Origin of the sequence: Pseudomonas sp. NPDC089547 (assembly GCF_050280665.1) — a bacterium.
Lineage (GTDB): Bacteria > Pseudomonadota > Gammaproteobacteria > Pseudomonadales > Pseudomonadaceae > Aquipseudomonas.
Genome location: NZ_JBNNVS010000003.1, coordinates 92,697 through 105,065, shown reverse-complemented (window position 1 = coordinate 105,065; position 12,369 = coordinate 92,697). Strand labels below are relative to the sequence as shown.

The window sequence follows — 12,369 nt, the reverse complement described above, 5'->3', positions numbered from 1 at the left end:
CGATGCGTAATACGTTCATCGACATTGAATAAGACCGCAGCGCCGAGGTGCAGTGCCCTTTTTGCAAAAATTTGATACAGGTGCGACAACCCTGAAAAACTTGCGGTCATTTATCGGTCATCTCACTAGAATGAGCGCCCAGGCACACATCATGGGAAGATCATGCCCTTACGTTCCGCTCTGTTTTCGCAGCGCTCGCTGATCCTGACCCTGCTCATGCTACTGGCCTGCGGTTTCCTCGCCACTTCCCTGCTCAGCTACTTCGCCTCGCGCAGTGCCATACGCGACGGCATCATCAATACCGAACTGCCGCTGACCTCCGACACGGTCTATTCGGAAATCCAGAAAGACCTGATCCGCCCGGTACTGATCGCCTCGATGATGGCCCAGGACACCTTCCTGCGTGACTGGGTGCTGTCGGGTGAAAAGGACACCCAGCGCATGACGCGTTACCTTGGCGAAGTCATGGGCAAGCAGGACACCTTCACGTCCTTTTTCGTGTCTGACCGCACACTGACGTACTACCAGGCCAAAGGTGTACTCAAGCACGTAGAGCCAGGTACCTGGCGCGATGCCTGGTATTTCCGCCTGCGCGGTCTCAAGGCCCCCTACGAAATCAACGTCGACCTGGACATGGCCAACCAGGACAGCCTGACCGTGTTCATCAACTACCAGGTACATGACTACCAGCACCGCTTCATCGGCGCCGCCGGGGTGGGGTTGAGCGTTTCGTCGGTGGTCAGGCTAATCGATCAGTACCAGCGCCGCTACCAGCGTTCAGTGCTGTTCATCGATGGCAAGGGCAAGGTATTGCTCACCGGCTCCGAAGGGGGGCCGCATGGTTTGAGGGTTGGCCAGCCACTGGGCGAAAACCCCGAGCTGAGTGACCTGCTGGCGCAGCAGCCAGTGCCCGCCGAAGGCAGCCACGAGTACCGTGACAGCGCCAACCACAGCCACTTCCTCAACGTGCGCCACCTGCCCGAACTGGACTGGTACCTGCTGGTGGACAAGCGCGAAACCGGCGCCCTCGACCGCATCCGCCACTCGCTGTACCTGAACCTGGCGATCTGCGCGATGATCACCCTGGTGGTGCTGGCGCTGGTGCATGCCATGGTCCGCCGCCATCAGGCCAGCATCGAGACCTTGGCCACCCTCGACAGCCTCACGGGCCTGCCCAACCGGCGCAGCTTCGACCTGCTCGCTGCCCAAGCCTTGCATGAAGCCCAACGCGACAGCGGCCCGCTGGTGGCACTGCTGATCGACCTGGATCACTTCAAGGCACTGAATGACACCCACGGCCACCTGGCAGGCGACGAAGTGCTGCGCCAGTTCGCCAATGTGCTGCAAGTCAGCCTGCGACAGTCAGATATACTCTGCCGTTGGGGCGGCGAAGAATTCATCGTGCTGCTGCGTGAAGCCGAAGGCCGGCAGGCCATCGAAGTGGCGGAAAAAATCCGCCGCCGTACCGAACAACTCACCTTCAGCTACGACGAACAACCGCTGCGCCTGACCACCAGCATCGGCCTGAGCAGCCTGCAGCCAGGGGACACCCTGCATGCCCTGCTGACCCGCGCCGACCGTGCGCTTTATCGTGCCAAGCAGGCCGGCCGCAACCGCGTCTGCAGTGAAACCCAAGATGAATGACAACCAACATTGCCCCGCTTGCGGCGCCCTCAACCAATGCAGCCTGGCCGACCCTCGTCGCGCCACCCAGGCCTGCTGGTGTTTCAGCGTGAGTATCGACCCGGCCGTGCTCCAGGCGTTGCCCGCCGAACTGCGAAACAAAGCCTGCCTGTGCCCGCGCTGCGCCGCCGTTGAAGAACAACTCCGATCAACCACTGCTCACTGACCTGTTGCAATGCGCCTCGACCGTTTCCTCGCCAACCTGCCCAACCACAACCGCCAGCAAGTGCGCCTGATGCTGGCGCAACGCCGTGTGCGAGTGGATGGCCAAGTAACCAGCGACCCGCTGACCGAGGTGCGTGAATTCAGCCGTGTGCAACTGGACGACCAGTTGCTGCAGGCTGGCCGCCCGGCGCGTTACCTGATGCTGCACAAACCCGCTGGTTGCGTCAGCGCCACCCAGGATCCGCAACACCCAACCGTGCTCGACCTGCTGCCCGATACGCTGCGGGCCGACCTGCATATCGCCGGGCGCCTGGACTTCAACACCACCGGCCTGATGATCCTGACCAACGATGGCCAATGGTCACGGCGCCTGACCCAGCCTGCTACCAAGCTGCCCAAGCACTACCTGGTGCAAACCGAGGACGAGATTGGCGAGCATTACCAGGCCAAGTTCCGTGAGGGTTTCTACTTCGCCTTTGAAGACCTCACCACCCTACCCGCCCAACTGGACATCCTTGGCCCGCGCCAGGCCCGACTGGCGATCGTCGAAGGGCGTTATCACCAGGTCAAGCGCATGTTCGGGTTCTTCGACAACAAGGTGGTGGGGTTGCATCGGGAGAGCATGGGGGCGATCCGCCTGGACCCTGGTTTGGCGCCCGGGGAGTTTCGTGAGCTGACGGCCGAGGAAATAGCCACCGTCTAGGTCGCCTGCTCGGGCCTCTTCGCGGGCACGCCCGCTCCCACAGGTACCCCACACGGTTCAGGACATGTGCTATCCCTGTGGGAGCGGGCGTGCCCGCGAAAGGGCCGGAACAGACAGCCCAGGGTCGTCATACGACCGCTCAGCGACAAAAGTCACAAAATCTCCCGAACGGCACTTGCAGGAACGCTGACCCACTGCTTGAATCCAAATCGTCAGTCTGCATGTGACTACCAAGTCACGCCCGCAGTCGAAGACGCCTTTTGCCGGCTACCCAAGGCCTAGATGCCTTGGGGCACGGCAAATTGCCCGCCAAAAACAATACCGTCGACGCACGTGCCAAGGATCGACACAGGGCCCCCGGTTTCTCTTCAGGCAAATGCCTACCTGTCATAAAGAACGTGCACCCTAGGTGACGCGAATACCCTTTTTGCGCCAGGAGTCGATGACATGAGGCCAGAAATTGCTGTACTTGATATCCAAGGTCAGTATCGGGTTTACACGGAGTTCTATCGCGCGGAAGCGGCCGAGAATACGATCATCCTGATCAATGGCTCGCTGGCTACCACCGCCTCGTTCGCCCAAACGGTACGTAACCTGCACCCGCAGTTCAACGTAGTACTGTTCGACCAGCCGTATGCCGGCAAGTCCAAGCCGCACAACCGCCAGGAACGCCTGATCAGCAAGGAGACCGAGGCGCATATCCTGCTTGAGCTGATCGAGCACTTCCAGGCAGACCACGTAATGTCGTTCTCGTGGGGTGGCGCAAGCACGCTGCTGGCGCTGGCGCACCAGCCACGGTGCGTGAAGAAAGCAGTGGTGAGTTCGTTCTCGCCGGTGATCAACGAGCCGATGCGCGACTACCTGGACCGTGGCTGCCAGTACCTGGCTGCCTGCGACCGGTATCAGGTCGGCAACCTGGTCAACGACACCATCGGCAAGCACCTGCCGTCACTGTTCAAACGCTTCAACTACCGGCACGTCAGCAGCCTGGACAGCCACGAGTATGCGCAGATGCACTTCCACATCAACGAGGTGCTGCAACACGACCTGGAGCGAGCGCTGCAGGGCGCGCGCAATATCGACATCCCGGTGCTGTTCGTCAACGGTGACCGCGACGAGTACACCACGGTCGAGGATGCCCGGCAGTTCGGCAAGCATGTGGGCAAGAGCCAGTTCAGCGTGATCCGTGACGCTGGCCACTTCCTGGACATGGAGAATAAAACTGCCTGTGAAGATACTCGCAGCGTCCTGCTCGGTTTCCTCAAGCCGACCGTGCGTGAAACGCGTCATCGCTACCAGCAAGTACAACAGGGGCAGCATGCATTGGCCATCTGAGCAGCTCGGCGCCCTTTGGCAGATACCCGCAGGCCACAGGGTGCCGACAAGCTTTTTTATAACTTGGGCTTCTAATTCGTTGAAGGTTCTGGTAAAAAGTGCTGCGCAGACGCGGGTATAGTTTAGTGGCAAAACGAAAGCTTCCCAAGCTTTAGTTGAGGGTTCGATTCCCTCTACCCGCTCCACACCGCATTCCCGCATGGCGTTCCGGTAACGTCATCGCAGTCAAAAGGAGCCTTGGCTCCTTTTTTCGTTTTAGCCCTCCCGGTTTGACCTGGCCCATGGCCAATTGCCTGTCGATCCGCTTCAATGCGTAGATGGTTACGTGAAGCATTTCGAAAGGACCACGCATGTTTCTCTCCCGCTGGCTACCGGGCCTTGCCAACCTGTTGCACTACCGCCGCGAATGGCTCCATGCCGATTTGCAGGCTGGGCTCTCGGTCGCGGCCATCCAGATCCCCATCGCCATTGCCTACGCGCAGATCGTCGGCCTGCCGCCACAGTACGGCCTGTACGCCTGCGTGCTGCCCATGATGGTCTACGCGTTTATCGGTAGCTCGCGCCAGCTGATGGTCGGCCCCGACGCCGCCACTTGCGCGATGATCGCCGGCGCCGTGGCGCCGCTGGCCCTGGGCGACACGCAGCGTATTGCCGAACTGTCGGTGATCGTCACCGTGCTGGTCGGGGTGATGCTGATCGCGGCGGGCCTGGCCCGTGCCGGGTTCATCGCCAGCTTCTTCTCGCGGCCGATCCTGATCGGCTACCTCAATGGCATCGGCCTGAGCCTGATCGCCGGCCAGTTGTCCAAGGTCGTAGGGTTCAAGATCGAAGGCGACGGTTTTATCCTTAGCCTGGTCAACTTCCTCCAGCGCCTGGGTGAAATCCATTGGGTCACGTTGCTGATCGGCCTGGCCGCCCTGGGCCTGCTGATCTGGCTGCCCCGGCGCTACCCGCGCCTGCCCGCAGCGCTAACCGTAGTGGCACTGTTCATGTTGCTGGTCGGCCTGTTTGGCCTGGACCGTTTTGGCGTCGCCATCCTCGGCCCCGTGCCTGCCGGCATTCCGCAACTGGCCTGGCCGCACAGTAATCTGGCAGAAATGAAAAGCCTGTTGCGGGACGCCCTGGGTATCGCCACCGTCAGTTTCTGCAGCGCCATGCTCACTGCCCGCAGCTTTGCCGCACGGCACGGCTATGCGATCAACGCCAACCATGAATTCGTCGCCCTGGGCGTGAGCAACCTGGCAGCCGGGGTCTCCCAGGGTTTTGCCATCAGCGGCGCCGACTCACGCACCGCTGTCAATGACATGGTGGGGGGTAAAAGCCAGCTGGTGGGCATCATCGCTGCGCTGGTGATTGCCCTGATCCTGCTGTTCTTCACCGCACCCATGGCGTGGATCCCGCAGGCTGCATTGGGTGCTGTGCTGCTGATGGCCGGCTGGGGGCTGATCGACATCAAGTCGCTGGGGCGCATCCGCCGCCTGAGCCGCTTCGAGTTCTGGCTGTGCCTGCTGACCACGGTCGGCGTGCTGGGGCTGGGTGTGCTGCCTGGTATCGTGTTTGCTGTAACCCTGGCGATCCTGCGCCTGTTGTACAGCATCTACCAGCCCACCGATGCCGTGCTGGGCTGGCTACCAGGCACCGAGGGCCAGGTCGACATCCGCAAATTCAAGGACGCCCGCACCGTGCCCGGCCTGGTGGTTTACCGCTTCGACGACGCGATCCTGTTCTTCAACGCCGACTACTTCAAGATGCGTTTGCTCGAAGCCGTGCAAAGCCAGGACCAGCCCAAAGCCGTGCTGTTCGATGCCGAAGCGGTCACCAACATTGACGTCAGCGGCATCGCTGCCCTGCGCGAAGTGCGCGACACCCTGGCGGCGCAGGGCATCTTCTTTGCAATCGCACGCGCCCGCGGCACGTTCCTGCGCATGCTTGTGCGCTCGGGGATGGCGCGGGAGATGGAAGACAAGCTGCTGTTCGGCTCGGTGCGGGCGGGGATTCGGGCATATCGGGTTTGGCGTAACCGCAACCGCAGCACGCACATTGCCGGGCAGAGCTGAACTGAACGCTATCGCAACCCTTGCGGCCCCTACAGAGAAAAGGACTACCCGCCCCCCGGAAAAGGATGATCGCCCAGTGAGGAGCGGATTCGCTAGCCTCGCTGATCCGATCCTGAATAAGGCCGGGCAATCCTTCTCCGTGGCGCTGGACAACCAGCAGCTACGCCAATGGCGTACAACCTGCTATGCTTTTTACCGAAACTGCCTTGTTCACCAAGCGAGTCAAGGAACTCCTTGATGACGATGCCTATCGCTTACTCCAAGTCCGGCTCATGATTTCACCTGAGGCAGGTGACCTGATCGAGGGAACAGGCGGCCTGCGCAAATTACGTGTGGCCGCAAACGGCCACGGAAAACGCGGTGGTGCCAGGGTTATCTACTACCACTTCATCGCCAGGTCACAGATAGCCATGCTGTACATCTACCGCAAAAATGACCAACCCGACCTGTCCACCGAGCAACGCAAAGCGCTGAGGTCGATCATTGAACACTGGAGGCACGCATGAACCGCTTTTTTGACGAACTGATGGAAAGCGTGCAACAAATGGACGACATCGTCCGAGCAAAGCAGGCGCCTTCTCGAGAATTCGAGATCGATGCACTCCTGGTGCGTAACATCCGCAAGGCAACGGGGCTCACGCAAGCACGCTTTGCCGAGATCATCGATGTTCAGGTAGCAACATTGAGGAATTGGGAACAAGGGCGGCGAGAACCTACCGGGCCTGCCAAAGCATTACTACGCGCAATACGTAATGATCCTGATCATGTATTAAAGGCCCTTGCGCACTGACAAGGGCCTGTAGGCATCGCACACCCGGCACGACATGCTAAAGTCCCCCCGCTCCCCGCTCCACCCAACGGACTCCAGCATGCCTGCACTTGACGCCACCCTCACCCCCTGGCCAGAACTCGCCGCCCGCCACCCCTGCGATGCCCTGCTGCTGGGCAACGGCGCCAGCCGCGCAGTGTGGAAACCGTTCGGCTATTTCTCGCTGTTCGAGGAAGCACAACGCGCGGGCCGCAAGAAAGGCCTGGCGGTCAGTGACCAGGCCCTGTTCAAGTCCTTGGGCACGGAACTGTTCGAACCCGTACTCAGCGCCCTCAACACCACCGTGCGCGCCAACGCTGCGCTGGCCATCAACTCCACCGCGCCGCTGAACCGCTATTACTCGATCAAGGAAGCGTTGATCCACGCCGTGCGCACGGTGCACCTGCCGTGGTCGCTAATGCCGTCAGCCACCCTGGCGACGCTCAACCAGGCCCTGCGTGGCTACCGCAGCGTCTACACCAGCAACTACGACCTGCTGTTGCCGTGGGCCGTGCAACACGCTCCGCAAGGCTTTGCCGAACTGTTCGACGAGCAAGGTTTCTTCGACGTGCGCCGCACCCGCAGCAAAGGCACCCGGGTGGTGCACCTGCACGGTGGCCTGCACCTGCTGAAGCTGCCCGACGGCACCACCCGCCAGCGCAGCGCCGACAGTGCCGAACTGCTTGACGGCTTTGCCGTGAACATCCCAGGTGAAGTGCCACTGTTCGTCAACGAAGACCGCCGTGACGAAAAACTGCGGGCCATCCGCCACTCCGATTATTTGAGCTGGTGCCTTGGGCAACTGGCACAGGAGAGCAAAGGGTTGTGCCTGTTCGGGCAGCACCTGGACAGCAGCGACCAGCACCTGCTCGAAGCCATCCGACAGGCACAACCGAAGCAGCTTTCGATTGCTATTCGGCCGGTGAGCGAAGCGTCGGTAATCAACCAGAAGCAGCATTTTGTTGATCGGTTTGGAGATTTGGCCGGGACGCAGGTACATTTCTTTGATGCCAGTACGCATCCGCTGGGGTCGGCAGATCTGGCGATCAAGTTACCAGCTGCTCGAGGCTAGCACGCTCACCGGCAGGAGCGCTGCCAACAGGCTTGCTGGGTTGCTTTTAAAGCAACCCATCCGCCCGCAACAACGTTTCCAGGCAATGCTCCTGCACCCCATAGAACGCCTTGAGCTGGCCAATCTTCTCCAGCAACGCCTCGTTGCCCCCCGCCTTCTGCCGCTTCACCGCAAGAATCATCTTGTTCTTGTTGGTGTGTTCCAGCGAGATGAACTCGAACACCTTGGTCTCGTAACCGCAGGCTTCCAGGTACAGCGCGCGCAGGCTGTCGGTGAGCATTTCGGCCTGCTGGCCCAGGTGCAGGCCGTATTGCAGCATGGGTTGCAGCAACCCCGGGCTGTGCAGTTGCGGGCGGATCTGCTTGTGGCAGCACGGCGAGCACATGATGATCGCGGCGTTGCAGCGGATACCGGTGTGGATGGCGTAGTCAGTGGCGATGTCACACGCATGCAGGGCGATCATCACTTCGATGGCCTCGGGCACCACGCTGCGTACATCGCCGCACTGGAATTCCAGGCCCGGGTGCTCCAGGCGCGAAGCAGCGGCGTTGCACAAGTCGACCATGTCCTGGCGCAGTTCAACACCGGTGACCTGTGCCTCGCGGCCCAGGCTGTTGCTCAGGTAGTCATGCATGGCAAAGGTCAGGTAGCCCTTGCCTGAGCCGAAGTCGGCCACCCGCAATGCCTGCTGCGCAGGTACCGGCGCGCTGGCCAGGGCGTGATCGAACACCTCGATGAACTTGTTGATCTGCTTCCACTTGCGCGACATGGACGGGATCAATGCACCTTGTGCATCGGTCACGCCAAGGTCACGCAGGAACGGCCTGGACAAATCCAGGTAGCGCTTCTTCTCGCGGTCATGGCCGCTGCTCGCCATTGCCTCGCGTGGCGCCTGCGCGCCGTGACGTTGCAGCATTGGCTTGCCCTTCTTGCTGAACGTCAGTTGCACCTCACCGTCAGCATCGAACAGGTGGGCATTGCGGAAGCTGTCCGGCAGCAGTTCGGCCACCAGCGCCTGCGCCTGATCCAGCGGCAGGTTGCGGGTGATGTCGCGGGTCTGGTGACGGTAGACCAGCGACAGACATGCCTGGCCCTTGACCTGCAGCCGTTTGGCGATGATCCGTTGCAAGGTCTGGTCGGCACCGACATGGCGCGCCAGCACCAGTTTGACCAAGGTGTTGCCGTGCAGGGCGGCGTTCAGCAGGTCGAGAAACTGAGCGCGCGCATCCGGCGCGGAGGGGGCGGAAGTACTGGCGGACATGAAAAGGGCCTTAAGTAGCGGAACGCATATTCTAACGCGCCCCAAGTACCCTGTGGGAGCGGGCGTGCCCGCGAAACAGGCGACACGGTGCCTGGCACCGGCTTCGCCGGTGTTCGCGGGCACGCCCGCTCCCACAGGGTCCCCAGCAAGGCTGCATTATTCTTCAGTCGAGGATCACCAGGCGGTTGGGCAACTCGTTGCGCGCATGAGTGGGCGGTACGTGCTCGCTGAGCAACTCGCCGCAGGCATCGATGCACTCGACAAAACCTTGCAAGGTCCGCCCCTGACGTACTTGTTCGGTAAAGCGGGCGACGATGGCCGCCCGGGCGGTGACATCCAGATAGTGCTCGATACCGCAGTCAACCAGGATCTCCACATGCCGCTCCGCCTCGCTGACGAAAATCAGCACACCGGTTGCGCCTGCGGTGCGCTGCAGGTTCTGCTCGCGAAACTGCTGGCGAGCCAGCCTGGAGGCGCGCCAGCGGCGCAGGGCTCGGGGGATCATCCAGCCGGCAAGGCGCGGCTGACGCAGCAGCAGGCACAGGCCGACGAACAGCAGCACGTTGGCGACCAGCAAGCCACGCATGCCGGGCCAACCCAGCAGCCAATGCAACAGGCCTGGCACAGCCAGTGCCAGCACGGCGGCCCAGAACAGCGGCCAATAGGCGTAATCGTCGGCGCGACGCGCCAGCACGGTCACCAGTTCGGCATCGGTGCGCCGTTCGGCACGGGCAATCGCTTCGGCAATCTGCCGTTGATGGTACTCGTCGAAGGGGGTCATGCCGTCGGTCTCTTGGGCGTTCTTATAGTTGTTGTCCCGGCATTCGGGGCTTCATCCGCAGGCGACATATTCAGGCATAATCCGCTGCTGGAAAGTAAGCCTGCGAATCGTACAACAATAGCCGCCTGAAAACTTCGGCCGCGCGCGTATCACCCTGGATACGGCACAGGCCCCACAACGGAATTGATGATGAAACTGTCTTTGCTGGGCCTGGCCATGGGCCTTGCCAGTCAGGCGGCCCTCGCCGCCCCCACCGCCCCGCCCCTGCAGGACAAGCAGGCGTTCATCGACCATCTGATCAGCCAGATGACCGAAGCCGAAAAAATCGGCCAGTTGCGCCTGATCAGCATCGGTCCGGAAATGCCACACGAAAAGATCCGCGAGGAAATCGCCGCTGGCCGTATCGGTGGCACTTTCAACTCGCGCACCGCGCCTGAAAACCGGCCGATGCAGGACGCGGCCATGCGCAGCCGCCTGAAGATCCCGATGTTCTTCGCCTACGACACCGTCCATGGCGAGCGCACCATCTTCCCGATTGGCCTGGGCATGGCCGCCACCTGGGACATGGACGCCGTTGCCAAGGTCGGCCGCACCGCGGCCATCGAAGCCTCGGCCGACGCCCTGGACATGACCTTCGCACCCATGGTCGATATCGCCCGCGACCCGCGCTGGGGCCGCACCAGTGAGGGCTTCGGCGAGGACACCTACCTGACTTCGAAAATCGGCCAGGTGATGGTGCGCTCGTTCCAGGGCAGCAGCCCGGCCAACCCCGACAGCATCATGGCCATCGTCAAGCACTTCGCCCTGTATGGCGCAGTGGAAGGCGGGCGCGACTACAACACCGTCGATATGAGCCTGCCGAAAATGTACAACGACTACCTGCCGCCATACCGGGCGGCGCTCGACGCCGGTGCCGGCGGGGTGATGGTGGCGCTGAACTCGATCAACGGCGTGCCAGCCACCTCGAACACCTGGCTGATGAACGACCTGCTGCGCAAGGAGTGGGGCTTCAAGGGCGTGACCATCAGCGACCACGGCGCCATCCAGGAGCTGATCCGTCACGGCGTAGCCCGTGATGGCCGCGAAGCCGCCAAGCTGGCGATCAAGGCCGGCATCGACATGAGCATGAACGACACCTTGTATGGCGAAGAGCTGCCAGGCCTGCTGAAGTCCGGCGAAGTGACCCAGGCCGAGCTCAACCAGGCGGTACGTGAAGTGCTGGGCGCCAAGTACGACATGGGCCTGTTCAAGGACCCGTACGTACGCATCGGCAAGGCCGAAACCGACCTGAAAGACTACTACGGCAACGACCGCCTGCACCGCGACGCCGCGCGCGACGTGGCACGCCGCAGCCTGGTACTGCTGGAGAACCACAACCAGACCCTGCCACTGAAGAAGGCCGGCACCATCGCCCTGGTCGGCCCGTTGGCCGATGCCCCGATCGACATGATGGGCAGCTGGGCTGCCGACGGTAAACCGGTGCACTCGGTGACCGTGCGCGAAGGGCTGCGCCGCGCCGTGGAGGGCAAGGCGAAGCTGGTCTACGCCAAAGGGTCCAACGTCACCGGCGACAAGGCGATTTTCGATTACCTGAACTTCCTCAACTTCGATGCCCCGGAAATCGTCGACGACCCGCGCCCACCTGCGGTCCTGATCGACGAAGCCGTCAAGGCGGCGAAGCAGTCCGACGTGATCGTGGCCGTGGTCGGCGAATCGCGCGGTATGTCCCACGAGTCGTCCAGCCGCACCACCCTGGAAATCCCCGCCAGCCAGCGTGAGCTGATCAAGGCCCTGAAGGCTACCGGGAAGCCGCTGGTATTGGTGCTGATGAACGGCCGACCGCTTTCGATCAGTTGGGAACGCGAGCAGGCTGACGCCATCCTCGAAACCTGGTTCGCCGGCACCGAAGGCGGCAATGCCATTGCCGATGTACTGTTTGGCGACTACAACCCGTCCGGCAAGCTGGCCATCACCTTCCCGCGCTCCGTCGGGCAGATTCCGATGTACTACAACCACACCCGCATTGGCCGGCCGTTCACCCCGGGCAAGCCGGGCAACTACACCTCGCAGTACTTCGAAGAGCCAAACGGCCCGCTGTACCCGTTCGGCTATGGCCTGAGCTACAGCAGCTTCGAGCTGTCGGGCCTGAAGCTGTCGAACAAGGAGCTCAAGCGCGGTGAGAACCTGGAAGCCAAGGTGACGGTGAAGAATACCGGCAAGGTGGCAGGCGAAACCGTAGTGCAGCTGTACCTGCAGGATGTGTCGGCATCGATGAGCCGCCCGGTCAAGGAACTGAAGAACTTCCAGAAACTGATGCTGAAGCCTGGCGAGTCGCAAACCTTGACCTTCCGCATCAGCGAGGACGACCTGAAGTTCTACAATGGCCAGTTGCAGCGGGTTGCCGAGCCAGGGGAATTCAATGTCCAGGTAGGGCTGGATTCTCAGGCGGTGCAGCAGCAGAGCTTCGAACTGCTGTAACTGAAAGGTAGCCTGTACCGGCCCTT

Annotated in this window: 11 protein-coding genes and 1 tRNA gene; 10 read left to right on the top strand and 2 right to left on the bottom strand. The window is 61.8% G+C overall.

The genetic code is table 11. The annotated features are described in order from the left end of the window. The first annotated feature begins 162 nt into the window (after positions 1–162). From ACQKPZ_RS03235 to ACQKPZ_RS03195, 9 genes are all read left to right on the top strand, one after another. Positions 163–1,644, top strand: a complete 1,482-nt coding sequence (locus tag ACQKPZ_RS03235) for a sensor domain-containing diguanylate cyclase (RefSeq protein ID WP_427535520.1) — start codon at positions 163–165, stop codon at positions 1,642–1,644. Then, positions 1,637–1,849: a cysteine-rich CWC family protein gene (locus ACQKPZ_RS03230; protein ID WP_427535519.1), complete on the top strand. Its 213-nt coding sequence runs from the start codon at positions 1,637–1,639 to the stop codon at positions 1,847–1,849. Before ACQKPZ_RS03235 ends, ACQKPZ_RS03230 begins: the two co-directional genes overlap by 8 nt. Positions 1,850–1,858: 9 nt before the next feature. Continuing rightward, a complete protein-coding gene (locus tag ACQKPZ_RS03225; protein ID WP_427535517.1) occupies positions 1,859–2,551 on the top strand; it encodes a pseudouridine synthase in 693 nt (230 codons plus the stop codon). A 447-nt stretch (positions 2,552–2,998) separates the two neighbouring features. Further along, positions 2,999–3,886 (top strand): (R)-3-hydroxydecanoyl-ACP:CoA transacylase, encoded by an 888-nt coding sequence (phaG, locus tag ACQKPZ_RS03220; protein ID WP_391132127.1) that lies wholly within the window; start codon positions 2,999–3,001, stop codon positions 3,884–3,886. 111 nt (positions 3,887–3,997) lie between these two features. Then, positions 3,998–4,071 (top strand) — tRNA-Gly (locus ACQKPZ_RS03215). A 165-nt stretch (positions 4,072–4,236) separates the two neighbouring features. Next, positions 4,237–5,943, top strand: coding sequence for a SulP family inorganic anion transporter (locus ACQKPZ_RS03210; RefSeq protein WP_427535516.1), 1,707 nt, complete (start codon positions 4,237–4,239; stop codon positions 5,941–5,943). Between the two features lie 185 nt (positions 5,944–6,128). Then, positions 6,129–6,449, top strand: coding sequence for a type II toxin-antitoxin system RelE/ParE family toxin (locus ACQKPZ_RS03205; RefSeq protein ID WP_427535514.1), 321 nt, complete (start codon positions 6,129–6,131; stop codon positions 6,447–6,449). Continuing rightward, on the top strand, positions 6,446–6,733 hold the full coding sequence (locus ACQKPZ_RS03200) for a helix-turn-helix domain-containing protein (protein ID WP_427535513.1): 288 nt from the start codon (positions 6,446–6,448) through the stop codon (positions 6,731–6,733). The genes ACQKPZ_RS03205 and ACQKPZ_RS03200 overlap by 4 nt, the downstream gene beginning before the upstream one ends. Positions 6,734–6,812: 79 nt before the next feature. Continuing rightward, positions 6,813–7,823, top strand: a complete 1,011-nt coding sequence (locus tag ACQKPZ_RS03195; protein WP_427535512.1) for a DUF4917 family protein — start codon at positions 6,813–6,815, stop codon at positions 7,821–7,823. A gap of 46 nt (positions 7,824–7,869) precedes the next feature. On the opposite strand, the gene ACQKPZ_RS03190 is transcribed toward ACQKPZ_RS03195, so the two are convergent. Together ACQKPZ_RS03190 and ACQKPZ_RS03185 are read right to left on the bottom strand one after the other, a co-directional pair. Then, positions 7,870–9,084 (bottom strand): class I SAM-dependent methyltransferase, encoded by a 1,215-nt coding sequence (locus ACQKPZ_RS03190; RefSeq protein ID WP_427535510.1) that lies wholly within the window; start codon positions 9,082–9,084, stop codon positions 7,870–7,872. A 163-nt stretch (positions 9,085–9,247) separates the two neighbouring features. Then, complete coding sequence (locus ACQKPZ_RS03185; protein WP_427535509.1) at positions 9,248–9,865, bottom strand: TPM domain-containing protein; 618 nt, start codon at positions 9,863–9,865, stop codon at positions 9,248–9,250. A gap of 186 nt (positions 9,866–10,051) precedes the next feature. On the opposite strand from ACQKPZ_RS03185, the gene bglX reads away from it, so the two are divergent. Then, entirely contained in the window at positions 10,052–12,343 is a 2,292-nt protein-coding gene (bglX, locus tag ACQKPZ_RS03180; RefSeq protein ID WP_427535508.1) for a beta-glucosidase BglX, read from the top strand. The last annotated feature ends 26 nt before the right edge of the window (positions 12,344–12,369 follow it).